This window comes from Mycobacterium riyadhense (assembly GCF_963853645.1).
GTDB classification, from domain to species: domain Bacteria; phylum Actinomycetota; class Actinomycetes; order Mycobacteriales; family Mycobacteriaceae; genus Mycobacterium; species Mycobacterium riyadhense.
The window spans coordinates 908185-931439 of sequence record NZ_OY970456.1 but is presented as its reverse complement, the minus strand read 5'-3'; the positions used below and the strand labels follow the sequence as shown (position 1 = coordinate 931439).

The 23255-nt window shown below is 66.8% G+C and carries 25 protein-coding genes; 5 read left to right on the top strand and 20 right to left on the bottom strand.

Annotated elements, in window-relative coordinates; all coding sequences use genetic code 11:
- The first annotated feature begins 302 nt into the window (after positions 1-302).
- Positions 303-1832, top strand: a complete 1530-nt coding sequence (locus tag AADZ78_RS04215; protein WP_239655381.1) for a hypothetical protein — start codon at positions 303-305, stop codon at positions 1830-1832.
- Here the strand turns inward: AADZ78_RS04215 and AADZ78_RS04210 are convergent, their stop codons facing one another.
- Both AADZ78_RS04210 and AADZ78_RS04205 read right to left on the bottom strand, forming a co-directional pair.
- Complete coding sequence (locus AADZ78_RS04210) at positions 1833-2885, bottom strand: NAD-dependent epimerase/dehydratase family protein (RefSeq protein ID WP_085251529.1); 1053 nt, start codon at positions 2883-2885, stop codon at positions 1833-1835.
- Entirely contained in the window at positions 2882-3658 is a 777-nt protein-coding gene (locus AADZ78_RS04205; RefSeq protein WP_204080199.1) for an S-methyl-5'-thioadenosine phosphorylase, read from the bottom strand. Before AADZ78_RS04205 ends, AADZ78_RS04210 begins: the two co-directional genes overlap by 4 nt.
- Positions 3659-3692: 34 nt before the next feature.
- Between AADZ78_RS04205 and AADZ78_RS04200 the strand changes: the two genes are divergently transcribed.
- Together AADZ78_RS04200 and AADZ78_RS04195 are read left to right on the top strand one after the other, a co-directional pair.
- Positions 3693-4565 carry a 1,4-dihydroxy-2-naphthoate polyprenyltransferase gene (locus AADZ78_RS04200; protein ID WP_085251527.1) on the top strand — a complete coding sequence of 291 codons (873 nt, stop codon included), beginning with the start codon at positions 3693-3695 and terminating at the stop codon, positions 4563-4565.
- A gap of 48 nt (positions 4566-4613) precedes the next feature.
- Entirely contained in the window at positions 4614-5621 is a 1008-nt protein-coding gene (locus tag AADZ78_RS04195) for a beta-ketoacyl-ACP synthase III (protein ID WP_085251526.1), read from the top strand.
- Here AADZ78_RS04195 and AADZ78_RS04190 read toward each other — a convergent pair.
- Entirely contained in the window at positions 5618-5938 is a 321-nt protein-coding gene (locus AADZ78_RS04190; RefSeq protein ID WP_085251525.1) for a DUF4229 domain-containing protein, read from the bottom strand. The genes AADZ78_RS04195 and AADZ78_RS04190 overlap by 4 nt on opposite strands.
- Positions 5939-5984: 46 nt before the next feature.
- Here AADZ78_RS04190 and AADZ78_RS04185 point away from each other — a divergent pair, with 46 nt between their 5' ends.
- Positions 5985-6143 carry a hypothetical protein gene (locus AADZ78_RS04185; RefSeq protein ID WP_139828837.1) on the top strand — a complete coding sequence of 53 codons (159 nt, stop codon included), beginning with the start codon at positions 5985-5987 and terminating at the stop codon, positions 6141-6143.
- Between the two features lie 6 nt (positions 6144-6149).
- Here the strand turns inward: AADZ78_RS04185 and AADZ78_RS04180 are convergent, their stop codons facing one another.
- From AADZ78_RS04180 to hemL, 7 genes are all read right to left on the bottom strand, one after another.
- Positions 6150-7460, bottom strand: a complete 1311-nt coding sequence (locus AADZ78_RS04180) for a MinD/ParA family ATP-binding protein (protein ID WP_085251524.1) — start codon at positions 7458-7460, stop codon at positions 6150-6152.
- A gap of 44 nt (positions 7461-7504) precedes the next feature.
- Positions 7505-8482, bottom strand: a complete 978-nt coding sequence (gene ccsB / locus AADZ78_RS04175) for a c-type cytochrome biogenesis protein CcsB (RefSeq protein ID WP_085251523.1) — start codon at positions 8480-8482, stop codon at positions 7505-7507.
- Complete coding sequence (locus AADZ78_RS04170) at positions 8479-10038, bottom strand: cytochrome c biogenesis protein ResB (RefSeq protein ID WP_085251561.1); 1560 nt, start codon at positions 10036-10038, stop codon at positions 8479-8481. Before AADZ78_RS04170 ends, ccsB begins: the two co-directional genes overlap by 4 nt.
- Positions 10039-10151: 113 nt before the next feature.
- On the bottom strand, positions 10152-10919 hold the full coding sequence (locus AADZ78_RS04165; protein ID WP_085251522.1) for a cytochrome c biogenesis CcdA family protein: 768 nt from the start codon (positions 10917-10919) through the stop codon (positions 10152-10154).
- Positions 10916-11536, bottom strand: a complete 621-nt coding sequence (locus AADZ78_RS04160; RefSeq protein WP_169726351.1) for a TlpA disulfide reductase family protein — start codon at positions 11534-11536, stop codon at positions 10916-10918. Before AADZ78_RS04160 ends, AADZ78_RS04165 begins: the two co-directional genes overlap by 4 nt.
- Positions 11537-11613: 77 nt before the next feature.
- Positions 11614-12222 (bottom strand): histidine phosphatase family protein, encoded by a 609-nt coding sequence (locus AADZ78_RS04155; RefSeq protein ID WP_085251521.1) that lies wholly within the window; start codon positions 12220-12222, stop codon positions 11614-11616.
- Entirely contained in the window at positions 12222-13643 is a 1422-nt protein-coding gene (hemL, locus tag AADZ78_RS04150; protein ID WP_085251520.1) for a glutamate-1-semialdehyde 2,1-aminomutase, read from the bottom strand. Before hemL ends, AADZ78_RS04155 begins: the two co-directional genes overlap by 1 nt.
- A 306-nt stretch (positions 13644-13949) precedes the next feature.
- Between hemL and AADZ78_RS04145 the strand changes: the two genes are divergently transcribed.
- The gene (locus AADZ78_RS04145; RefSeq protein WP_085251519.1) at positions 13950-14345 is read left to right on the top strand and encodes a nitroreductase family deazaflavin-dependent oxidoreductase; all 396 of its coding nucleotides are present in this window, start codon (positions 13950-13952) and stop codon (positions 14343-14345) included.
- A gap of 146 nt (positions 14346-14491) precedes the next feature.
- Here AADZ78_RS04145 and AADZ78_RS04140 read toward each other — a convergent pair whose 3' ends face one another.
- The 10 genes from AADZ78_RS04140 to AADZ78_RS04095 form a co-directional block, all read right to left on the bottom strand.
- Complete coding sequence (locus AADZ78_RS04140) at positions 14492-15235, bottom strand: hypothetical protein (protein ID WP_204080204.1); 744 nt, start codon at positions 15233-15235, stop codon at positions 14492-14494.
- Positions 15222-16892, bottom strand: coding sequence for an HsdM family class I SAM-dependent methyltransferase (locus AADZ78_RS04135; protein WP_139828835.1), 1671 nt, complete (start codon positions 16890-16892; stop codon positions 15222-15224). Before AADZ78_RS04135 ends, AADZ78_RS04140 begins: the two co-directional genes overlap by 14 nt.
- Positions 16893-17025: 133 nt before the next feature.
- Positions 17026-18021, bottom strand: coding sequence for an Rv1681 family radical SAM protein (locus tag AADZ78_RS04130; RefSeq protein ID WP_139828839.1), 996 nt, complete (start codon positions 18019-18021; stop codon positions 17026-17028).
- Complete coding sequence (locus AADZ78_RS04125) at positions 18018-18842, bottom strand: Rv1680 family SBP-like protein (protein ID WP_085251557.1); 825 nt, start codon at positions 18840-18842, stop codon at positions 18018-18020. Before AADZ78_RS04125 ends, AADZ78_RS04130 begins: the two co-directional genes overlap by 4 nt.
- Positions 18843-18851: 9 nt before the next feature.
- Entirely contained in the window at positions 18852-19973 is a 1122-nt protein-coding gene (fadE16, locus tag AADZ78_RS04120) for an Rv1679 family acyl-CoA dehydrogenase (RefSeq protein WP_085251517.1), read from the bottom strand.
- Positions 19973-20884 (bottom strand): Rv1678 family membrane protein, encoded by a 912-nt coding sequence (locus tag AADZ78_RS04115; RefSeq protein ID WP_139828838.1) that lies wholly within the window; start codon positions 20882-20884, stop codon positions 19973-19975. The genes fadE16 and AADZ78_RS04115 overlap by 1 nt, the downstream gene beginning before the upstream one ends.
- A 90-nt stretch (positions 20885-20974) precedes the next feature.
- The gene (locus AADZ78_RS04110) at positions 20975-21523 is read right to left on the bottom strand and encodes a protein disulfide oxidoreductase (RefSeq protein ID WP_085251515.1); all 549 of its coding nucleotides are present in this window, start codon (positions 21521-21523) and stop codon (positions 20975-20977) included.
- Positions 21520-22089 (bottom strand): peroxiredoxin-like family protein, encoded by a 570-nt coding sequence (locus tag AADZ78_RS04105; RefSeq protein ID WP_085251514.1) that lies wholly within the window; start codon positions 22087-22089, stop codon positions 21520-21522. Before AADZ78_RS04105 ends, AADZ78_RS04110 begins: the two co-directional genes overlap by 4 nt.
- 180 nt (positions 22090-22269) lie before the next feature.
- Positions 22270-22593, bottom strand: a complete 324-nt coding sequence (nrtS, locus tag AADZ78_RS04100) for a nitrate/nitrite transporter NrtS (protein WP_169726350.1) — start codon at positions 22591-22593, stop codon at positions 22270-22272.
- Positions 22594-22619: 26 nt separating this feature from the next.
- The gene (locus AADZ78_RS04095; RefSeq protein ID WP_239656790.1) at positions 22620-23186 is read right to left on the bottom strand and encodes a hypothetical protein; all 567 of its coding nucleotides are present in this window, start codon (positions 23184-23186) and stop codon (positions 22620-22622) included.
- Between the last annotated feature and the right edge of the window lie 69 nt (positions 23187-23255).

Genomic DNA, 23255 nt, shown 5'->3' with positions numbered 1-23255 from the left:
GGGCGACAGGGTTCCGCTATGAGCGCAGCGTAACCGGATTCCCAACCTGCGGAAACAGTCACCGCGCGTTCATAACCTGCTCACAGCCAGTGACGCGTCGTCCGAACGGAGAATATGTTCGCAACCGCACAACGCAGCGGCTCCGGCAGGGGGTTCCCTTGCCGCACGACCGAACCTGCGCCCGCATTAGCCGACCTTGATCCTTGGGGGGCATCGTGAGCCTGAACAGCGACGACATGCCTACCGGCCCCATCGCGGGCGGGTGGGCGCAGCAGGCACCTCCCACTGCGGCCAGGGAACCGATGCCGGATTCGATCCGAAGGCAGAACATCATCCGCGACGTGACCGCCGGCGTCCTGCTCGTGATTGCGCCGTTGTTCCCGTGGAACCTCTACTTCGGTTTCCGAATCCCGGGCAGCAACAGATGGATCTGGCTGACCCTATTGCTGGTGACGCTGCTGGCGCTGGCATCGCTGGTGGTGTCCCGCGTGCGTTTCAACCGTGTCATGGCCGGCCGGCTTCGAATCGCGCTCAACATCCCCTATCTGCTGCTGGTGTTGGCGTTCGTCGGCTACGACGCGTTTCAGACGATCCGATCCGGCGGCACCGTCCACGTGCCGGGCGGCGTGGGGCCCGGCGGCTGGCTGGGGATCGCCGGCTCGTTGTTGAGCGCACAACCGGTGATCACCGGCCCAGCCGCCGACGATGACAGGTACTACCGCAGGTGGCTAAGAACGGCCCGGATCCTCGGCTACTCGTCGATGTTCGGGGCAGCGCTCAGCTCCGGTTTCAACCTGTGCTGGCGGGTGCGGTTCGCATTGCAGGGCTCCGACGGCGGCCCGGTTGAGTTCGGTCGGCAGAACATCACCGTCCTGCTCGCCGCCGTCGTCTACGGCGCCGTGGCACTGACGGCGGTCCTCGTCGCGTCACGCTGGATTCTTCGGGGGGACAAGCCTTCCCGGCTCGCCGCCGCCGCGCTCGGGGTGTCGACCCTGGTGTCCGGGATCATCGTGTGGAGCCTTCCCATCGGCCGCGAGATCGACGCGTTCCACGGCATTGCGCAGAACACGTCGACCGCGGGCGTCGGGTACGAGGGTTATCTGGCGTGGGCGGCGGCCGCGGCCCTGTTCGCCCCGCTGACGGTGTTCAGCTCCTCGAACGCACGCACCGATAAGGACGTCTGGCACACGGCGATGCGAAAAGGCCTGCTGCTCATCACCGTATGGGCGTTCAGCTCGGTGCTGATGCGGATCACCGATCTCGTGGTCGCGGTGATTTTGAACTACCCGTACTCGCGTTACGACACCATGACGTTGGCTGCGTTCGATCTGGCCACCGCGGTTCTTGCGCTGTGGCTGCTGTTCAATGTGGCCAACGCGGCGCTGCGCGCGCGGCTGGTCTGGTCATTGTGCGGGTTTCTGTTCAGCCTCACCGTCTGTCGGGTCATCCTCGGCATCGCGTTGGCTCCGCGATTCGAGAAGTCTCCGAAGGTGCTTTCGAACCCGGTGTACGGGAACAATCTGGCCCAGCAGATCACCAGCACCTTCGACGTCGTGCTGTGTGGGTTGGCCCTGTGCATCCTGGCCGCCGCCGTCATCACCGGACGCGTGCGCCGACCCCGACGAGCACCGCGACACCCGCGCCGGCCGCGCGCCGCCGCCGGCGTGCCGTCGGAGGCCAAGACAACCCGATTCGGCGTGGCCACCGCGGTCGACGACGATGCGCCCACCGCCGACCTGTCCCGGCCGGCCCCGTCGCCCCGGATCTTCCGATCATCCGAGACGACGCAGCGATTGCGCCCGAAGATCTTCCGGCCGCCCGGCGCGTCGTAGTTACCGAAGCGGGGCGAACGCGAATTCGCGCAGGCCCTCGGTCGGATCGATGGCCGCGCGGAACCCCAGCACGTCGGCCGCGCGAGCCGGATCGGCGACGATATGGCGCACGTCGCCGCTGCGGTACTGGCCCGTGACGACCGGAGACACCGAGTCGCCTGTTGAGCCAGCACGCGCATCGCACAGTGCGGTCGCCACCTGAAGAATCGAGATGGGCTGTCCGGAGCAGACATTCGCCGCGGTGAAGCCGCCCCGATCGGCTTCGACCAGATGTGTCGCGGCCAGGTTGGCCGCGGCCACATCGTCGACGTGGACAAAGTCGCGCATCTGACCGCCGTCTTCGAAGACCCGTGGCGGCTCACCTCTTTCCAGTGACGACCGGAAGATCGCCGCCACCCCGGAATACGGTGTGTCGCGCGGCATGCCGGGGCCGTAGACGTTGTGGTAGCGCAACGCCACCACCGAACCGCCCGTCGCCTCCGACCACGCCAGCGCGTAATGCTCCTGGGCCGTCTTGCTGGCCGCGTACAGGCTTCGCGGCCGCAGCGCGGCATCCTCGTCGACCAATTGCCACCTGACCGGTTCCCCGCAGACCGGGCAGCGGTGCTCGAACACCCCGGCGTCCAGGTCGGCGCGACGTCGCGGCAGCGGGTCCACCGGCCCGTGCTCGAGACAGCGGTAGCGGCCCTGCCCGTAGACCACCATCGACGACGCCAGGACCAGACGTCGAACCCCGGCGGCGAACATCTGCGCCAACAGCACCGTCGTCGCGAAATCGTTGTGGCCGCCATACTCGGGCGCGTCCGCGGCATCCACACCGGCACCCACCATCGCGGCCTGATGACACACCACGTCGACTCCGGCCAACAACGGGGCCAGCGCGTCGGCGTCGCGCACATCGACCCGGTGACATCCGTTCGGTAACACCAGGTTTGGGCCGTGCGCGGCGGGCAGCATCGCGTCGATGCCGACCACGTCATGACCGGCGGCCCGCAGCGCCGCAGCCACCCGGGACCCGATGAAACCGGCCGCACCGGTCAGCAGCACCCTCATGGCAGTTCGAACGGCAGCGGGACACCGGCGTGGTGCCGGCACTGTGTGCAGGTGCGTTCATCGACGACCCGGTCGATCGCCGCCCGCACCAACTCCTTCAACAACTCGATGTTCTCCCCGAAACCGGCGTACACATCCGCGGCTTTCACACCGTCGCCGACAGTGACACCGGCATCCAGGTCGGTCACCAAAGCGATTGCGGCATAGCATAGTTCGAGCTCGCGGGCGAGTATCGCTTCCGGATAGCCGGTCATGTTGACCAGGCTGAAGCCGGCGGCGGCGAACCACCGGCTTTCCGCGCGGGTGGAAAACCGCGGACCCTGGATCACCACAATGGTGCCGCCGTCGACGACGTCGGGCAGACCGATGACCGCGCCGCGCAGCGTCGGGCAGTACGGATCGGCGAAGCTGGCGTGGACACCGCCGGTGTCGAAGTAGGTATCGGCTCTGCCTGTGGTGCGGTCGACCAACTGGTCGGGCACCACGATCGTGCCCGGGCCGAGTTCGGGGTCCAGGCTGCCGACCGCGCACGGGGCGAACACCCGCCGGACGCCGAGCGCGCGCAATGCCCACATGTTGGCCCGGTACGGCACGGTGTGGCCGGAGTATTGGTGGTGTGCACCGTGGCGGGGCAGGAACGCGACTTGATGCGCGCCGACAGTGCCGATCGTGATCGGGGCGCTGGGCTTGCCGTAGGGGGTGTCCGGATTGACGGTGCGAATTTCCGAGCCGAAGAACGTGTAGAAGCCGCTGCCGCCGATGACTCCGAGCATCCGCCCATTGTGGGGCATAGGGCAGGATGCCCTGGTGGCCAGTTTGACCCAGTGGCTCTCCGGCGCCCGCCCGCGGACGCTGCCGAACGCGGTGGCGCCGGTCGTCGCCGGCACCGGCGCTGCGGCATGGCTGCACGCGGCCGTGTGGTGGAAAGCGCTGCTAGCGCTGGTCGTCGCGGTCGCGTTGATCATCGGGGTCAATTACGCCAATGACTACTCCGACGGCATCCGGGGCACCGACGACAACCGGGCCGGCCCGATAAGGCTGGTCGGCTCGCGGCTGGCGACCCCGCGGGCGGTGCTGATAGCGGCACTAGCGGGCCTGACGGTCGGTTCGCTGGCCGGCTTTGCCCTGGCGCTGGTCACCGCGCCGTGGCTGATCGCGGTCGGCGTACTCTGCGTCGCCGGAGCCTGGCTGTATACCGGCGGGTCGAAACCGTACGGCTATGCGGGTTTCGGCGAGGTTGCGGTGTTCGTCTTCTTCGGCTTGATCGCGGTGCTCGGCACCCAGTACACCCAGGCCTTGCGGGTCGACTGGGTGGGGCTGGTGCTCGCCGTGGCCACGGGCGCGTTGTCGTCATCGGTGTTGGTGGCAAACAACCTGCGGGACATCCCCACCGATGCGCAAACCGGCAAGATCACGCTGGCGGTGCGCTTGGGCGACTCCCGCACCCGGGTGCTCTACCACGCACTACTAGCCACCGCCGGAATTCTGACTATCGTGCTGATGACGGCAACACCGTGGTGCGCCGTAGGATTGCTGGCCACGCCGCTGGCCCTGCGGGCCGCGGGTCCGGTGCGAACCGGCCGCGGCGGTCCGGAGTTGATCCCAGTGCTGCGCGACACCGGGCTGGCGATGGTGGTGTGGTCTATCGCGGTGGCGACAGCGTTGGCCCTGGCTGGGTGACGTGTCGTCGCCGTGGGTGCACACTCGACGTGAACAGATAGGACGGTTATGACGGAGATCGCCACCACCCGTGGGGCTAAGAGCGTCGGACTGCTCAGCGTCGGGGCGTATCGCCCAGCGCGTGTGGTGACCAACGACGAGCTATGTCAGAACATCGATTCGTCGGACGAATGGATCTACACGCGCACCGGAATCAAGACGCGCCGGTTCGCCGCTGAGGACGAATCCGCGGCCTCCATGGCGATCGAGGCCAGTCGCGAGGCAATCTCAAGGGCGGCAGTCGACGCGTCCGACATTGACGGCGTCATCGTCGCCACCAGCACCCACTTCCTGCAGACCCCGGCCTGTGCCCCGATCGTCGCGGCGGGATTGGGCACCCAAGGTGTGCCCGCTTTTGATATCTCAGCGGGATGCGCCGGCTTCGGATACGCGCTGGGAATCACGGCCGACATGATCCGCGGTGGAAGTGCCCGAACCATACTGGTGATCGGCTCGGAGAAATTGTCCCCCACGGTCGACATGCACGACCGCAGCAACTGCTTCATCTTCGCCGACGGCGCCGCCGCGGTCGTGGTGGGCGAGACGCCCGTTCAAGGCATCGGACCGGCCGTCTGGGGCAGTGACGGCGAACAGGCCACCGCTATCCGTCAGGACATCGACTGGATCACTCACGCGGAGAACCCAGCCGGCCCGCGCCCGTTCCTGCGACTGGAAGGCACGGCGGTTTTCCGCTGGGCGGCATTCGAGATGGGCAAAGTCGGTCGACAGGCAATGGACGCCGCCGGCGTCCGGCCCGATGAGGTCGACGTGTTCATCCCGCATCAAGCCAATAGCCGAATCAACGAGATCCTGGCCAAGAACCTGCAGCTGCGGCCGGACGCGATAATTGCCAACGATATCGAGCACACCGGAAACACGTCGGCAGCTTCCATCCCGTTGGCGATGGCCGAACTTCTTGCGACCGGCGCCGCCAAGCCCGGCGATCTGGCGCTGCTGATCGGCTACGGCGCAGGCCTGAGCTACGCCGCACAGGTCGTGCGGATGCCGCCAGGCTAAACGTCGGGAGGCTCGTCACCGCGCAGCCGGGCCCGCAGCTGTTCCCGTTCGCGGCGTCGGCGCTCGCCGGCTGCCGCCAGCGCCGCGGTCGCGCGCCGGCGCAACGGACCGAACAACCAAATGCCCAATGGCATCGCGATGATCAGAGCGAACAGCACTGCGACCACAACCGGGAATTCGGTCAGACCAACCAGGCGCGCCACCCCATAAATCGCGCCGCTGACCACGACGACCAGCAGCAGCCGGGCCAATGTGTACACCAATACGTCGATAACGCCACGGGTCGCGGTGGCCTTGTCGCTAGGGGCTTCTGACACAGGCTGAGCCTACGACGCGGGTATATTCGGTCGAAGGAGGTGTCGAGTGCTTTACCTGCTCATCGTCCTGGTTCTGGTGACGCTGATCTACATTGGCTGGCGCGCGGCGCGATTGCAGGCGAGCCGACCCAAGACTCGCGTCATCGGACCCGACGACGATCCAGAGTTCCTGCGTCGACTGGGCCACGGCGACGGGCCTCGCTAGACCCTTCTATACGAAGTTCGGATTTGACCGCCGTTGGTCGCTGGGAAACCCATCGGCAATCACCGCCGCCAATTCGGTCAGCGCTTCACGAGTCTCCCGCTTCAACCGGTCCAGGAAAATCTCGGCGCCTTCCTCGAGATGCGGGTCGAACGGCACCGTTTGGACCGCACGGCAACGCCGCGCGAAGTGCTCGATCACCCTTCCCATATCAACCTTGCCCGTCCGTGGCCGCACCGCGTTGATCACCGCGATCGAATTGCGCACCAGGTCTTCGTGGCCGTGCGCCTCCAGCCAGTCCAACGTCGCCGAGGCGCTGCGGGCGCCATCGATGGATCCCGAGCTGACCACGATCAGAACATCGGACTTGGCCAGCACCGCCGACATCGCCGAATGGAGCAGCCCGGTGCCGCAGTCGGTGAGCACCAGGCCGTAAAACTTCTCCAGAATTTCCAGGGTGCGGGTGTAGTCGTCGGCGCTGAACTCCTCCGATGCGGCCGGATCGGTGTCCGACGCCAGCACTTCCAGCCCGCTCATGCCCTGCGATGTGTAGCCGCGGACATCGCTGTAGCGCTGGATGCTTTCGGCGTCACGCAACAGGTGCCGGACGGTTGCCGGTGTCTCGAGCGGGACCTTCTGGCTCAGCGTGCCGCGGTCGGGGTTGGCGTCCACGGCGACCACGCGGTCGCCGCGCACCGAGGCGAAGGTGGCACCCAGCGTCGCGGTGATGGTGGTCTTGCCGACACCACCCTTCAGCGACAGCAGCGCAATGCGGTAACAGCCGCGCAGCGGCCGGTTGACCTGCGCTACCAGGTTGTTGTAGCGGGCCGCCCGCGGGCCCTCGCCCACGTTGATCAGCTGACCCGACATCACGTACAGCAACCGGCGCCAACCTTCGGACGGCGGCGGCTTGACCGGCCGCAGCAGCACGCTGGTGGATAGCTCAGGATACGGGGTTTGTGGTAACGGTTCCGGGCGGTATTGGGGCTCTACCCGCGATTCGGCAGGGCCCCCGTAGTACGCGCCGTATGCCGTCGGGTCGACCCGCGGAATGCCGGTCAGCGGTCCGGTATCTGGTGCGGAGTCCCACTGCGGCACCTCGCCGGGTGCCGCCGTCGGCCCGGCGGCGGTATCGGGCCCCGGCTTGCGCCGCTCGGTGCGGAACCCTGCGAAGCTACGGGTCGGCGCCTCGCCGCCGGAGTCCGCGGGTGCTTCGCTGGGGTGCGGTTGGGGCGGCAACTCCATAGTCGGATGGTCGGTGTCCCCTTTTTCCGCATAGCCTTGGGGCGCCCCCACGCCCGTCGTTGGATGCTCTGACACGTGCGCTCCCCCTTGTTGCGTTGCTCGGGTCGGCTGACGAACGGTCAGCCCACACCCGCATAGGAATGCAGGCCGACAGTCACCAGGTTAACGAAGAACAAATTGAAGACCATGGCCACAAATCCGGCGACGTTGATCCAGGCTGCCTTTCTGTCCCGCCAACCCGCGGTTGACCTTGCGTGTAGGTAGGCCGCGTATACCACCCACGCGACAAACGAAACCGTCTCCTTGGGATCCCAGCCCCAGTACCGGCCCCAGGCTTCCTCGGCCCAGACAGCGCCGAAGATCACCCCGAAACCGAACACCGGGAAGGCGAAGATCGTGGTTCGGTAGGCGATCCGGTCCAGGGTCTGCGCGTCGGGGAACCGCTGCACCATCCGCGCCAGCCCGCCGTCAGCCTGGGGGGCGCCGAACCGGGACGTCCGCAGCAGGAACAGGATGCTGGCAATGCCGGCGACCAGGAACACTCCCGAACCGAGGCTGACCACCGACACGTGAATGGGCAGCCAGTAGGACTGCAGCGCGGGCATCACCGGCGCGGCGTTGGCGTAGAGCCAGCGTCCGGACACCGTGAGCAAAATCAGCACCGGAACCAGCAGGAAAACCCACAGCGGGCGGTATTGCGGGCGACGCAACACGATCGCACCGGCGACCAACCCGGACAAGCAGGTCAGGTTGATGAATTCGTACATGTTGCCCCACGGCACCCGCAGGGTGGCCAGACCGCGCAGCACAATGCACGCCAGCAGCAGCCCGATGCCGAGGTAGGCCACCGCCAGACCGGCTCGTCCGACGCGTTCGTCGAACGGTCGCGCTGCATCACCCACCACGATCCCGGGGGTGGTGCTGTCGGTCGCAACCGATCCGGCCAACACCAGCTCGCGGTCGACCACTTTGCGGCCACGCACGTAAGCCAGCTCGAAGGCCAGCAGCAACAGCGCGACCACCAGCGCCACCACCGCCGAGGTGAACGCCCAGTCGGAGTATCTGGCCAGGCCGATATTGATGTGTGCGGTGTTCATGTGACGTCCACCTGGGGGCTCCTTCTGGGCTCTGGCGCCGCTTCGGCGAGCCCAGCCAACAATCGCTCGGTCAGCCGCTCGAACTCGTCACCCCACCCGGAGTTATCGGTGCGCGCCAAGCCGCCCAGCTCGACGTTCACCGTACCTGGCGCCTCGGTGTCCGCTGCGGTTGCCGGATTGAGGCGGACCCACACCCGGCGTCGGCGCACCAGCAGCGACACCAGCAGTCCGGCCATCATCGTGATCGCGAAAACCAGCACCCAGGATTGGCCGGGGTCGTGGGAGACCTGCAGGTTGACGAACGGCACGGCGCCGTCGAAGCGGACGACCGTGCCGTCTTGATCAAGGCGGACGTCTTCGCCCGCGCGCAGGTTGACCCGCTTCGCCTTGGTCAGCCGGCCCTGCTCGATCAGCCGGGGATCCAGGGTGAACAACGACTGCGGCCGCCCGCTGTCCAGCCCGGTGTCGCCGCGGTAGATGTCGATGGCCACCGCGGGGGCGTTGAGGGCCGGGAAGCGCGACGACAACAGGGTGCCGTCGAGCTGCTCGGTCGGTGCCAACAGGCCCTGGATCGCGATCTCGTGTTTACGACGCTCGCCGGCGTTGGGATAGCTGCCGGCCGGCGGATCGATCCTTGCCACGCCCGACGACAGCAGGGTCTGCGGGTTGTCGGGTCGCCATTGCACGGTTGAGGTGCGGGTCTGTCCGTCGGGAAAGGTCACCGTGAAGGTGGGCGCGTAGCCGTGGCCCTGCAGGTACACCCGGTCGCCGCCGACCCGCAACGGGTGGTTGACTTCCAGCCGGTAAGGCCGCCAGCTGTTGGCCGCCAGATCGTTGCCGGCCTGATAGTCGATATCTGCGGCGAACGACGTGGCCTGTCCCGACGGTAGGTAGTGCGCCTGAAAGTTGTTGACCCGGACGCAAATTGGGTTCAGGGAGGTGCCGTCGACGGTGTTGCCGGCGCGGAACGAGTCGAACGCGGCCGGCGATGCCGAGCAGAAGCCGGGGCCGCCGTCGGCGATGACGATCACGTTGCCCTCGTAGCCGAACAGCTTACCGACGGCCACCGCGACCAGCAGGCCCAGCAGCGAGAAGTGGAACACCAGGTTGCCGAATTCGCGCAGGTAACCCTTCTCGGCGGACACCTGGTATGTGCCGTTGTGCTCGCGGACGGCTGTGCGCCAGCCACCCAGCCGGCCGCGGATCGTGGTCGCCAAGTCGTCGGGATCGCCGACGACGCGGCGGCCGGCGTGCTTGGACAGCCGGGCGAGATTGCGCGGCGCGGCCACCGGCGTGGCACGCAGGCTGCGGGCATGCTCGATCAACCGTGGGGTCAGACAGCCGACGAGGGAGACGAACAGCAACACGTAGATGGCGGTGAACCAGAAGCTGGAGAACACGTCGAAGGCCTGCAACTCGTTGAGCCACGGGCCGATCAGCGGATGGGCCTTCAGGTATTCGTCGACCTTGCCGGCGTTGAGGCTGCGCTGCGGCAGCAGCGCCCCGGGGATCGCGGCGAGCGCGAGCAGAAACAGCAGCACCAGCGCGGTGCCCATCGACGTCAGCGAGCGCCAGGTGTTGCGCGCTTTTGCCGCGAGCAGACGCAAAAGCCCCCAAAATGGCCCATTTTGGGGTGCTTTTGCGTCTGCTCGCGCCACCTCTCGCGCCGTCAAATCGGGAGCCTCACGTCGGAAACGAACGCGTCGCGAAGCCAGGAGACGAAGTCGTTCCACACCCCGGCGACTAGGGCCGCACCGACAACGATCAGCAGCGCGCCCCCGAACACCTGAATGGCCCTGGTATGCCGACGCAGCCAGCCCAGACCCGCCACCGCCCCGGCTGAACCGAACGCCAGCAGGATGAACGGAATCCCCAATCCTAGGCAGTAGGCGATCACCAACAGGATTCCGCGCGCCACGTTGGCGCCGTCGGTGGCCGAGGCCACCGTGATCACCCCGGTCAGCGTCGGCCCCAGGCACGGCGTCCAGCCGAGCGCGAATACCGCGCCGAGCAGCGGCGCCCCCGCGACCGTGGTCAACTGCCGCGGGCTGAACCGCACCTGACGTTGCAGGGCCGGAATGAACCCGACGAAAACCAACCCCATGACGATGGTCAGCACCCCCCCGACCCGCTGCAACACCAGCTGGTTGGTGATCAACGTGGACGTCATACCAAGGACCACGACCGTGCCCAGCACGAACACCGTGGTAAACCCGGCCACGAATAGCGCCGCGGATCCGGCCACCCGCCAGCGGGCCGGGGCCTTGACGGCGCCGTCAGCCTCGTCGACCCCAACCGCGGCCGCCAGATACGACAGGTAGCCCGGCACCAGCGGCACCACGCACGGCGAGGCGAACGACACCAGCCCCGCCAGCAAGCACACCCCCACAGCAACCAACAGCGGCCCCGCGGCGGCGATCTCGGTGAAACCTGTCATTGGCGTCCCGGCGCAGGGGTCAAGGGTTCCTCGGCCGCCACCCGCTGGACCACCGGCTGCAAATCCTCGGCCAGCAGTTCCCGCAGAAATACCGCGGCGACCCGGTGCTGGCGGTCCAGCACCAGCGTGGACGGAATGACCGTGGTGGGGTACTTGCCGCCGAACGCGATCAGAGTGCGCATCGGCGGATCGTAGATCGACGGGAACGTCACGTGGCGGTCGTTGACAAAGTCCAACGCGGCCTGACGGCTGGTGTCGCGGACGTCGATCCCGAGAAAGGACACTCCAGACCCGCGCGTCGCCTCGTAGACCCGCTGCAGTTGGGTGACTTCGGCCCTACAGGGCCCACACCACTGACCCCAAACATTGATCACGACGACCTGACCAACGAAGTTGTCCAGCGCCACCGTGCGCGCCGGATCCGTCAGGTCCGGCCCGGATAGTGGCCCGGGGTGGCCGCGGCTGGCCGGCGGATCGTAGAAGATGTCGGTTTTCCCGCCGGGCGAGACGAATTCGAAGGTGCCGCCCTGCGCGACGGCGTCGCGCCCGGAACAGCCGGCGACTACGGCCATCAGCAGGGCCAGGGCCGCCACGGTCAAAGCCCGCCATCGCCACATCGTCAGTGCGCCGCTGCTCTCCCCCGCACGCGGGAGGTGCCCCCTCATCGCTTCGCTCTGCATCGTCGCCGGCGCGGTCAAGCGTCCGCCGGCTGGGAGTACACCACGTCGACCAGCCGGTCGCCGTCGTAAATCAGCGAGGTCACCGACGCCAGACCGCACTGCCGGCGCCGCGGGTCGTGCCAGAGCCGTTTACCGGTCAGATGCCGCCGCAGCGTCCATACCGGCAGTTGGTGGCTGACACACACCACCTCGTGGCCGGCGGCGCGGGCGCGTGCCTTGTCCACCGCGGTCGTCATCCGCTCCGCGATCTGGACGTAGGGCTCGCCCCACGACGGGGTGAACGGATTACGCAGCCGCCACCACACTCGCGGATCGCGCCAGGCGCCGTCGCCCGGGCTGATCCGCCGGCCCTCGAAAAAGTTGGCCGATTCGACCAGGTCGGGGTCGGTGTCCACCGGCAGGTCGTGCTTCGCGGCGATCGGCGCGGCGGTCTCCTGGGCCCGCTGCAGCGGGGAGGCGATCACGGCGACAATGTCACGATCGGCCAGGAAGTCCGCGACCGCGGCCGCCTGCGTCGCGCCGGTCTGCGAGAGGTGGTAGCCGGGCAGCCGTCCGTAGAGGATGCCGGTGGGGTTGTACACCTCGCCGTGGCGCACCACGTGGACCCGGGTTTCGTCAGCCATCAGCGCGCGACCTCCCGGGCGGCGCGGGCTGCGACAGGCAGCGCTTGAGCGATCCGGTCGAACGCCGCTTCGTCCAAAGCGGCCGAGACAAACCACGCCTCGAAGGCACTGCACGGTGGGTAGACACCGGCGTCCAGCAGGGCATGAAAGAACGCTGGATAGCGCCACGTTTCGCTGGCCCGCGCCGACGCGAAGTCGGTCACCGGCTGGTCGGCGAAGAACACGCTGAACATGTTGCCGGCCCGTGGAATCTGGTGTGGCACGCCGGCATCCGTCAGCGCTTCGGCTAGCAGCGCGGCCAACCGGTCGGCGTTGCGATTCAATGCGGTGTAGACCGCGTCGTCGGCGGCCCGCAGCGTTGCCAGCCCCGCTGCCATCGCCACCGGGTTACCCGACAGCGTGCCGGCCTGATACACCGGCCCCAGTGGCGCCAGGCGCCCCATCACCTCGGCCCGCCCGCCGAACGCGGCGGCCGGCAACCCACCGCTCATCACCTTGCCGAAGGTGAACAGGTCGGCGGCCACCGGATCGATTCCGTACCAACCACTTCGGCTGACCCGAAAGCCCGTCATCACTTCGTCGATGATGAACAGTGCGCCGTGTTCGGCGGTGATGGCGCGCAGCGCCGCGTTGTAGCCGGGCGCCGGCGGGACCACTCCCATGTTGCCCGGGCTGGCCTCGGTGATCACCGCGGCGATCTGTTCACCGTAACTGGCGAAGGTCTGCCGTACCGCCTCAATGTCGTTGTAGGGCAACACGATTGTGTCGGCCGCAGCGGCGCCGGTAACCCCGGGCGAGGACGGCAGCCCCCGTGACGATCGCAAGCGCGGCGCGGCCGGGCGCTGGGGGTACTCCCCCGCACGCGGGAGGTGCCCCCACCCGCTTGGGGGGGACGGGTCGTCACATAAGCCCAGCGTGGCCACCCCCGAACCCGCGTCGGCGAGCAGCGCATCCACATGTCCGTGGTAGCAGCCGGAGAACTTGACGATTTTGGCCCGCTCGGTGAACCCTCGGGCCAGCCGCACGGCGCTCATGGTGGCCTCGGTACCGGAGTTCACCATCCGCACCCGCTCGACCGGCGCCACCCGCCCGATGATCTCGGCGGCCAGCTCGGTCTCGGACGGGGTTGGCGCCCCGAACGACAGGCCGTTGGCGGCGGCGTTGGCGACGGCTTCAACGACAGCGGGGTGCGCATGGCCGAGGATCATCGGGCCCCATGAGCAGACCAGGTCTACGTAGCGGTTGCCGTCGGCGTCGGTGAGCCAGCAGCCGTGTGCTGCGGTGATGAAGCGCGGGGTGCCGCCGACCGCCGAAAAGGCCCGAACCGGGGAGTTCACCCCGCCGGGTATGACCGTGCAGGCGTCCTCGAATAGCTTCGCCGAGGCGCGCGCGCTCGCGATCGCTTGGTCGGTGCTACCCATGCCGACCAGTGTCCCAGCCTCCGCGACTCGCTCAACTACAGGGTGTAAGAGTTGACGGTATGGGCGGGTGCCGAGTGCACAACCGGGCGAAATTGGTCGGTGCCGCCTGACGGTGATCATGCCAGCAGAAATCGCGAAAATGTCCCAACGGCAAGCACGCCGGATTGTCGTGCACGGGGTTGCTTGACCCGATGAGAGAGGCAGGACCGGTGGCCTCGACGGCGCCAATGGCGATAGAGGTGCGGGCCGTTCGGCTAGCCCGCCGCGGTCTTGAGATGAACCATCAGGTACTAGTTGGATGGTTGCATGCAACTTCCTGAAGGGCTAGCGCGGTTCAATCGCCACGTCACCAACCCCATTCAGCGGCTGTGGGCCGGCCGGCTTCCCGCGTTCGCGATCATCGAGCACGTGGGACGACGCTCCGGAAAGCAGTACCGCACACCGGTGAATGCGTTCCCCACCACCGTCGACGGCAAGCCCGGTGTGGCGGTCCTATTGACTTACGGACCCGACCGAGACTGGCTGAAGAACCTGACCGCCGCCGGCGGCGGACAGATGCGCCGCAGGGGTAAAACGTTCGGGATCACCGACCCGCACGTCGTCAGCAAGGCGGAAGCCGCGGCGCAGGTCACCCCGGGATGGCGGCGAATCTTTGCGCGGCTGCCGTTCGAGCAAGCGGTTCTGTTCACCGAGACCGGGTGACGCGACTCAACGAGATCCGGGAGCGGTCGGTCCGGCTGCGCGGCGGGGCCGCAACGCGATGGTCAAGTTCACCGGCAACACCGTCTCAGTCACCGTCCCGGCAGCAACCAGATCGCCTACCCGGACATGCTGGCAACAGCACAGTCCTACTTGCTGCGGGCCTTCCGGATGGTGCCGTCGCCCGGCGTCTCGTACATGTCAAAGTTGCGCTCAGCCGTCAGTGCGATCAGATCATCGAACACAGCTCCAAGCGCGACCGGCGCCTCCGGGCTGTTTGCTTCATGGCAGATGACCGACGGGGCAAGCTGATTGGAGTCGACCAGCAAGACGTACAGCCGTTCGAACTGCTCATCGCGGTCAGCCGGGTCGGCACGCCCGGTGAACAACCGAAATCGGGGGAAGACATTCTCGAAGGTGCTGTTGCGGCGCGGTGTGTCGTCACTGGCCGCCCCGATATCGAAGAACAAGAACCCGGCCACGACCGCGAACGGGAACCGGCGGTGCAACGTGGTCGACTCGAATAGCAGGTCGCCGCGCCGGTTGGTCAGATTCTTCTGAAAGTGCCCGCCAACGCCATCGCGGAACATAATCGTCTTTACCGAGCAGGCCAGCATCAGGCCGGATTCCTCAGTCGCCCAAGTGACGTCGACCTTCTTGGCTCCGAGACCGCCTGCGAGCCGCCGCTCCGCGCCCGATAGACCCACTTCGCCGGGTTCACCCGGACGGGCACCATCCATGCCGCGCGCCCGCAACTCTTGCGCAATCGCCAGCGCCAGCGCGTTGCTGATCTTGTTCCCCCATGGATTCTTGTGGGCCTGTGGGGCGTCATCAGGTGGCTTCGGTCCTGCCGCCCTGATCGCGCCGACGAGGAGGTCGTCAATCCGCGCCACGGCGGCCTCTTGCGACCCGTCGCGCGGTGAGTTCGGAGTGCGCGTCTCGCAGCACCCGAACCTCGGCGCGAGACATGCCCAACTCCCTGACGAGCAAGACGTCGTCGACGAGTTTCGAGGCCTCGATGAGCTTGCCGCCGCGTAGCAGCCCGGCTACCTGGGGGCGTATGTTCGTCAAGCGCTCGGCCGCGGCTTCCACCAGCGCCGCCGTGGGAACCGGCAACCGATCCGCTTCGCGTGGCTCAAGTTTGAGCATCCCACCGCCGTAAGCGCGGCCAACGGTCTCCGCACCAACCAGCGTCATCGACGTTAGTGAGGCAAGTGGCAACAGCGCCTTCCCCAGTCGGCGGAGCTTCGGGGCGAGATAGACGCCGTGCACCGAGTTGAGGTGTGCGGCCTTTGCGGTGTTGGTCGACAGCCGAGGCGTATCGGCGTTCATGTAGGTGAGGAGCAGATCAGCCGGCGCTAGATGTGGCACGCGCCACCAGGGCTTGCGCACCCGGCACTTGTAGGCCGTGTCCACACCAGCGGCCTCTCCAGCGGCGATGTAGGCCCACGCCGCCGGGGACGGCTCGCCCGCCGGCCGGAACAGCCAGGTGGCCGATCCATTGCGCCCTAGCTCATTGAGGGCGGCGGTGCCGAGTGCGAGGCCGCGGAGGTGGCGGCTGCCAGGCGGGGACAGCCGCAAGACGTCGGTCGATTCGAGGCCAAGATCGGCCACTCGGGCTGGCGAGAGCGCGAAGTATTTGTTGTTGCCAGTCACCATGCCCAGCGTCGTGTCGCCCCAGCTTTCGAGCACGGTGAAGCCGCCGCTCGACAGCAAACTCGTGTACGCGTCCAGCGCGTCGGCCGACAGGAGCGAGGGAGTCCACTTCTCCTCCGGTCGCGGCGGTTTCCAGGTCCGTCCAGCTGCGATCGTCGCCAACTCAGAGGCGTTACGGGCCTGGTAAATCGAGGCGTAATTGGTCGGACCCTCTAGATAGCCGTCGGCGAGGAGCAGCAGCACCTCTTCCTGGGCGTCCGGAAATACCCGCTCGGTGAACAGCACCAAGTCGACATGCGCGAACGACTGCAACAGGAAACGGCGTACCTCGGCGGCGTAGTTCACGCTCAGCAATTCGGCCGGCAAGACCAGCCCCATTCGTCCGCCGGGGCGCAGGAACAGCGCCGAATGCACCGCGAACGCCGCCCAACTCGACGCGAGGTTGGTCAGACCGACGCCTGCCCGCAGCGCCGCCTCGCGTGATCGCGCGCGTGCAGCACCCGAGAACTCCTGATATCGGATATAGGGCGGGTTGCCGATAACGACGTCATAGCAGGCGGAGGGTTCGACACAGAAGAAGTCGGCCGACCTCACCCGGGCATCGACCCCAACGCTTCGCAGTAGGGCGCGGGCCGCCCGGGCGGAGTCGTGATGGAGCTCAATGCCATCGAGGGCGGCGTACTGGTCGCTACCGTCGGGGGTGCGCAGCGCGGCGAGCCGGTCGACCGCAGCCAGCAGAAACGAAGCCTCACCGCACGAGGGTTCAAGAATGCGGTCCGACGTGGTGCGGACGGCCCACTCAGTGATGTAGCGCGCGACGGCCTCGGGAGTGAAGAACGCGCCGCGAGCCTTGCGGAGGGCGGCAGTGTCACCCTGATTTGCCCCCAGCACCATGGTCGGCATTGTGCCTTGCCCGGCCGACAATCAGTGGGAGCCACACCAGGATTCGACGCCGCCGCGGTCACCTAAATCGCCGCCATGCCCGACGCCAAGCCGTGGCCCTGTTCGACCACAAGGCGCGCAGTACTTATGCGCACGGGAACAAGGCGGCCGCTTCGGCGGCCCGCGCCCACTGCTCGGCAAACAGCCGGTTCACCTTGTCCAGCGCGGGGGCGAGGGGTTCGATCGCGCGCGACACCAGGGCCCGCTCGTCGATGGCTGCCACCGGGTGCCAGTACACGCCGTCGGCGGTGACCGTCACCTCCGGAACCAACGATTCGCGGCTGAGCGCTAGCCCCTCGGACGCGACGCCCTCCAAGGCGATCGGCCGGACCAGCTGATCGGCGCGGGCTATCCCGAGCTCGTCCAGGAAATCGTGAAACGCCGCCAGCTCGCCGGGTGCCGGCGCCGCAATCGTCGCGGCCACGCGCACCCGGAAGCCAAGTGACAACGCCAAACCGATCCCGGTGACGGCCTTGGCCCATGTCCCGACACCTCGGTGCGAATCGTGTAGATCCGGAGTCGCCGAGTCCAGGCTGATCTGCAAGGCGAGCCCAGTCCTGGGCAGCGACTCCAGCGCGCGCAGCGCCCGCCCCTTAAAGACCATGCCGTTGGTGAGGACAGTCGTGGGCAACGTGTCGACACAGCTCTCGATGATCGTGTCGATGTCGGTCAGTAGAAACGGCTCACCACCCGTGAGAAACAATTCGCGCACTCCCCAGTCCGCGGCTTCGCGGACTATCCGGGCAATTCGCTCGGCGCCGAGTTCGCGGTGCGGGGCCTGCGGCGACGAGGCGACGCAACAGTAATCACAGGACAGGTTGCAGTGGAAGTTGGTGTACAGCCACAGCCGCACGCCGGGTAACCGATCGGCGCCGAGGACGCTCGCCGGGTCGGGCGGGCGGCCGCGTCGGACGACCAGGGTGCCGACTCCCGCCTGGTCCACTTCGGCACGCACAACAGTGTTTCCGGTTTGCGCACACCACCGCTCGGCGAGCTCACGGTCCCGGTCGCCAGAGACGGCGACCTCGGCGGTGGCTCCCTGCGCAAGGCCACCCACCCGGCGCATCAGATCCAGAATCACCATCGTGGGTCGATACCCTGCTCCTCGACGGCCTCGAACAGTGGCTGGTATCCGTCCAGGTGAGGAGGCACCCAGCGCCGTAGACCCTCGAGTTCGAGGATCTTTCGATGCTCAGGGTCGTCCCAGCTCATCGCCAGCAACCGATCGAGCCACGGCTGGTACCGGGCGGCGGGCAGCGTGTCCAGTGCGGTGAACATGCAGTGGCAATAGCCGTCGGTGCGCCACACCTCGGCCAGCGAATCCCCCATCAGCTCCTCGGCGCCCATCGCCGCCCACGTGGAGCTGCCGATCGCCGCCACGTCGGCCTCACCGGCCATCACGGCGTCCACCGCGTCGAGTTCACTGCGGCCGGTATCGCCGTGCTTGCCGATGTCGGTGTTGAAGCGGATGACGTGCAGGTCCGACTCGGCTATCCCCGCTCGGCGCAAGTAATAGAGCGGCAAGATCGCGGCGTGTGCGGAGTCGGCGGACCCGAGCGCGAGGCGCTTCCCGGCAATGTCCTCGGGTGCCCGCATCCCGCTGCCCGGACGTGCCACGAACACGGTGGTGTAGTCCACGTCGGTATCACGCTGGGCCAGTGCGGTGCAGTGCCCACCCGTTTGCAGCATGGCCCGCACATAGGCCAGGTTGGTGTTCCAGGCAATGTCGATGTGGCCTGCGATCAGCGAATCGACCAGCCTCCCGTAGTTGGAGTAGAGCACGAAATCCATTTGTGTGTCCGGACTTTCGGAGCTCTGAAAGTAGCTTCGAATTCCTTCCCAGATACCGACGACGTTGGGTGTGTATGCCACCGCCCCGACGACCAGGGGTTCGCCTGACACGATCACCTCCTAGAACAGCGGCAGCCCGGTAAGGGCTCTTCCGTAGAAGTCGTACAACGCATCGGCGGTTGGCGCCATGACCGATCCGGCGCGAGCGTCACGGAACGCGCGTTCGATGGGCAGTTGCTTGGAGAACGCCGCACCGCCGCACACTCGCATCGCCGACTCGGTGATGGTCAGTGCGGCGTCGTTGGCCGACGCCTTCACACCGAGCACATTTGCCAAGGTGGTGTCGTCGGGCGAACTCACGCTGTTGGCGGCCAACGTCAGATAAGCCTTCTGCGCGGCCAGGGCGGTGCCCATTCGGGCGATCTGAGCACGGATCGTCGGTAGCTCGGCCAGGCTCCCACCGAGATGTTCCAACCGGGCAGTCGCGACGTGCTTTACCGCGGCACCGGTGGCGGCGGTAGCCAGACCCAATGAGACAGCAGCGTTTCCGAGGTTGAACCACGGCAGCACCGTTTCCATCATCGCGGCGAACCCGCCGCCTATCGCGCCGAGGCGATACGACGCCGGAACCCGGATATCGACAGACATTGGCGCGGAGGCATTCCCACGCAGACCCATCCCGGTAAAGGTGCCCGACACTCGCAGACCCGTTGTGTGGGCCGGAACCGCGTAAAGGTCGACGTCTCCCGCGGCACCGTTTGCCGAACCGGCAGACACGACATAGACGTCGGCGAACCCCGCCGAGGTCACCCAGCTCTTGTCAGCTTGCACGACGACCTCGTCACCGTCGACCGACGAGGTGGACACCGGCGCCCAGAAGTGCGAACGGGAGCCCCGCTCGCTGAAGGCCAGTGTGCCGAGTTGCTTTCCGGAAGCCATGTCCGCCAACAGATCCGGTAGTCCGCCTGGGGGCGCCGCCGCGGCGGTGACAGCGGCTGCCACGTGCATCAGGTAGATCATTGCGGTCGATCCGCAGGCCGCCGAAAGCTGGGCGACCACTTCGGTGAATTCAACAGGGCCCGCGCCCATTCCGCCGATATCGGAGGGCAGCACCAGACCCAGAAGACCACTCCTGCGGAGTGCATCGACAGCCTCGGCCGGGAATGCGCCGTCGGTGTCCACCCGCTCGGCGTGTTCTGCAGCGATGGCGAGAACTTCCTGCAAAGCCTCGGGTGCGGCCATTACGCCCCTTTCGTGCGTCCGATACTGAATCCTGTTGTCACGCTTACCACCGCGGCGCAAACGAAAATAACTGCAGTGGTGTTCGTCCCACCGAGCCACACCCCAGTCCTGCCGACTTGCAGATAGATGGAGACGGCGGCGACCGCCGCTACCACCGCCGCGACGATCGCCAGTACGCGCAAGCCGACTTTCGCCGCCGCCAGCATTACCAGTGCGATTGCGACCAATAGCAGGGCGCCGCGGAGGTTGTAGTCACCGAGCGAAAACTCCAACGGCCTTACACCGACGTTCGCCGACTGCTCGCCGCCGGGACTGCGCCATACGCCGATAAGGCCGATCAGCCCAAGCGCGATCCCCCACCCACCGAGCAGTCGTCGCGCTGTAGACCGGGCGGCCGATGGACCGGTCGCCGCGCGCAGGGCATCGACGGCCGCGTACCGGGTAGACGGTACAAACAGCAAGACGACGTGGATGCCGAGCAACATTGCGTACGACCAAGGCCATTCCCCGGGCGACTCCGCCACCGACAGGCCTATCGCGATTGACTGCCCAATTCCGACCAATGCAGCCAGCCGCACTGCCGTCCCCGTTAGCAGCAGCACCGCCAGCGCTGACTCGGCGAACAACACCGCCCAACCGAATGCGGTGAAGTTCGGGAGCACGAGGTGCTCGACCGCCCAGCTGAACGGTTTGAACACCGGATGTTCGATCGCAAGATGAGTGAAGTGGTACAGCCCACCGCGACTTCGCTCCCCGAAGTCCGGCGGCAGCTTCCAGACCACGTTGTAGAGCCAGATCAGCCCGGCCAGCAACCGAAGACCGACCAACGCGATCAGCGCGCCGGTGGCTGGCGGCCTCATTGCATTGGCGGGAGAGAACAACAACTCCGAGCCGCGACGAAACCGAGCCATCGTCATTCGGGCAGTATCACACGCGAGGCAACAACTTGCGCGCAGCCACCAGTCCACGCCCAGCGCGAAGGCGGAGAGCCGCGGCGTCAATCATTGGTTGGCTAACGCCGTGACCCGCCGGGCCAGCTCGGCCTCAGACATCCGGCCCGCTACGACGTCGATGCTGCCGTCCGGGCCGATGAACGCGAACGCGGGTTGCTGGGTGACGCCGATTCTCACCCAGACCGACCCGTCGGCGTCGGCCAGGTGGGTGAACTTTTTCACCGGGTATCTATCGACGAACTCCTGCATTGCCGGTACCTGGTCCAGTCCAGCCACCCCGACGAAGGTAACCTCCGGGTGCGACGCGGCGACCTGGCCGACCATCGGCGCTTCGGCTTGGCACGTCAGACACCAGGGCGCCCAGAACCATAGCACTGCCGGCTTACCCAGCAGGCTTTCCCCGTTGAAGTCCTGCCCATCAACGGTTTTGGCGGTGAACTGCAGCCGGGCGGGAACGGTTCGACCTGCCGGCACCGGGCTCGCGGCCGCTGGGCCTCCGAGGGGCGCCACTGTGGGTAGGGATTTCGGCTGCGAACCACACGAGGCGGCGATAACCGCCACAACGGTAAGTGCGCCTATCAGGCGGTACTGAGTCACCGCGCGCGTCCCAACGAGCGGTTGATGTCTATTAGTTGATCCACCGACCATTGGTCATCGGCGTGACGTCCATAGTGCAGAGCGGCAACGGTTCCGTCGGGATCGATGAGAAAGTCGGCGGGCAATCCCAGATGCGTTGTGCCGTCACCGAGTCCGACGCCCGCCCGATCAGGATCGTTGCGATGCAACATCGCTGCCGCCCCGCGCAAGGCAGCCCACCACGCCCGCGGATGGGTGATTGCGCCCAAGCTTGTCTCTACCCCGAACTCGCGGTACTGCACCCTGTTCGGGTCGGCGATCACGGTGAACGGTAGCAACGACTGGTAACCGCGCAGCGCTTCGACCGCCGAGTGAAAGAACACCACCTCGGTGATGCCACTGTCTGCAACCTCCTCATGGCGATTGGCGAAGCTGCGCAGATGCAGGTGGCAGATCGGGCAGCTCGCGAACCGCCGAAACTGCAGGTGTGTCCTTCCGGTCCCCGCCGGCACGTCCACAGCCTGGCCACTAATGTCCTGCAGGCGGCGGCCCGGCACGGTCGCGCCGGGCGACAATCGAGTAGGCATACCAGCACCATACAGCTGGCGAAGCCTCGCCAAGAATCAGTTTGTCAGCGCGCACACAGTTCCCATCCCGTCGGCAGGATCCCGCGAAGCAACGGCCGCAACCGTCCTGGGAAAAGGCAGGCGCACCAACGAACTTCCAGATCTGATGTCCACGTCGTCGGCACCGCGCGTGCGACCTCGTCACTGCTCTTGGCCGACGTCGCCCGTACCACCCCCGGTACCTAGATTGACTGCACGGTCGGTGTGTTCGTCAACGTTGCTGCGGTGGGCTGATAGGTAGCCGAGGCTGGCTACCACGAACGGCACCGCGTAGTTGAAGGCCACCCGCAACCAAGTGCTGGTGTCGGCCTGGCCCCCGGCGATGACGGCGCCCTGGTTGACCGCTGAAAGGATCGTGCCGACGACGAGTGCGATCGGCGACGAGGCGCGAATGGTGTAGCCGCGCAGGAATATCGCCGCTGCCTGGCTGGGGCGCGACCACGTTGCGTGCGGGTTTCGAGGCATCTCTGGTCACCACCCGTCGACCGCGATCAGCGCCGCGTAAAACGGGCTTGCACCAGCACGCCCAGCGTGGCGCCGAAAATCAGGTGTTCGATAACGAACGTAGGATAGCCGACCAATGCAGCCATATTCCGGATCGGATAGCCGGCGCCGAGTACTGCTGCGGCGATGGGCAATCCAATACACGAGCTGACGGCGAGGACGATCACGCCCCACACCAGTCCGGCTATCGGCACTATCAACCCGTGGGCGCGGGCAAGCCGAATGAGAACGCCGAACACCGCGCCGTATATCGCGCCGACCATCATGTGGATGAGCGCTCCGAGCGCGGCTGGCCCCGAGGCGAACGTGAACGAATGACCAGCCGTCGCCTGCAGCATGGACGTCATCATGGTGTCGGGTTCGATGACTGTCGACGCAATGTGGTACAGGGGCGTGAAGAACCCGGTGTGTTGGTAGGTGGCCGCCGCGAACATCGCATACATCGCCATGACGACCGAGGCGACCAATCCTGCGCCGGCACCCCATCCGGCCGCCCTGCCGAGGTCTCGGGCGGTGACCTTCGCCGCTGCTTGCGGACCGCGTGCGGTGATCATTGCTTGTTCCTTCCGATCGGCCTAATTGCCCATTCAGAGCAAGCCAACGCGCACGCGATCCACGCTGAA

Bases quoted from the DNA above. Each gene is read 5' to 3' on its own strand.
- AADZ78_RS04215 (WP_239655381.1), top strand. From the start codon at position 303: ATGCCGGATTCGATCCGAAGGCAGAACATCATCCGCGACGTGACCGCC.
- AADZ78_RS04210 (WP_085251529.1), bottom strand. From the start codon at position 2,885: ATGAGGGTGCTGCTGACCGGTGCGGCCGGTTTCATCGGGTCCCGGGTG.
- AADZ78_RS04205 (WP_204080199.1), bottom strand. From the start codon at position 3,658: ATGCTCGGAGTCATCGGCGGCAGCGGCTTCTACACGTTCTTCGGCTCG.
- AADZ78_RS04195 (WP_085251526.1), top strand. From the start codon at position 4,614: ATGACGGAGATCGCCACCACCCGTGGGGCTAAGAGCGTCGGACTGCTC.
- ccsB (WP_085251523.1), bottom strand. From the start codon at position 8,482: ATGAACACCGCACACATCAATATCGGCCTGGCCAGATACTCCGACTGG.
- AADZ78_RS04170 (WP_085251561.1), bottom strand. From the start codon at position 10,038: ATGGGCACCGCGCTGGTGCTGCTGTTTCTGCTCGCGCTCGCCGCGATC.
- AADZ78_RS04165 (WP_085251522.1), bottom strand. From the start codon at position 10,919: ATGACAGGTTTCACCGAGATCGCCGCCGCGGGGCCGCTGTTGGTTGCT.
- AADZ78_RS04160 (WP_169726351.1), bottom strand. From the start codon at position 11,536: ATGTGGCGATGGCGGGCTTTGACCGTGGCGGCCCTGGCCCTGCTGATG.
- AADZ78_RS04155 (WP_085251521.1), bottom strand. From the start codon at position 12,222: ATGGCTGACGAAACCCGGGTCCACGTGGTGCGCCACGGCGAGGTGTAC.
- hemL (WP_085251520.1), bottom strand. From the start codon at position 13,643: ATGGGTAGCACCGACCAAGCGATCGCGAGCGCGCGCGCCTCGGCGAAG.
- AADZ78_RS04145 (WP_085251519.1), top strand. From the start codon at position 13,950: ATGCAACTTCCTGAAGGGCTAGCGCGGTTCAATCGCCACGTCACCAAC.
- AADZ78_RS04135 (WP_139828835.1), bottom strand. From the start codon at position 16,892: ATGGTGCTGGGGGCAAATCAGGGTGACACTGCCGCCCTCCGCAAGGCT.
- fadE16 (WP_085251517.1), bottom strand. From the start codon at position 19,973: ATGGCCGCACCCGAGGCTTTGCAGGAAGTTCTCGCCATCGCTGCAGAA.
- AADZ78_RS04115 (WP_139828838.1), bottom strand. From the start codon at position 20,884: ATGGCTCGGTTTCGTCGCGGCTCGGAGTTGTTGTTCTCTCCCGCCAAT.
- AADZ78_RS04105 (WP_085251514.1), bottom strand. From the start codon at position 22,089: ATGCCTACTCGATTGTCGCCCGGCGCGACCGTGCCGGGCCGCCGCCTG.
- nrtS (WP_169726350.1), bottom strand. From the start codon at position 22,593: ATGCCTCGAAACCCGCACGCAACGTGGTCGCGCCCCAGCCAGGCAGCG.
- AADZ78_RS04095 (WP_239656790.1), bottom strand. From the start codon at position 23,186: ATGATCACCGCACGCGGTCCGCAAGCAGCGGCGAAGGTCACCGCCCGA.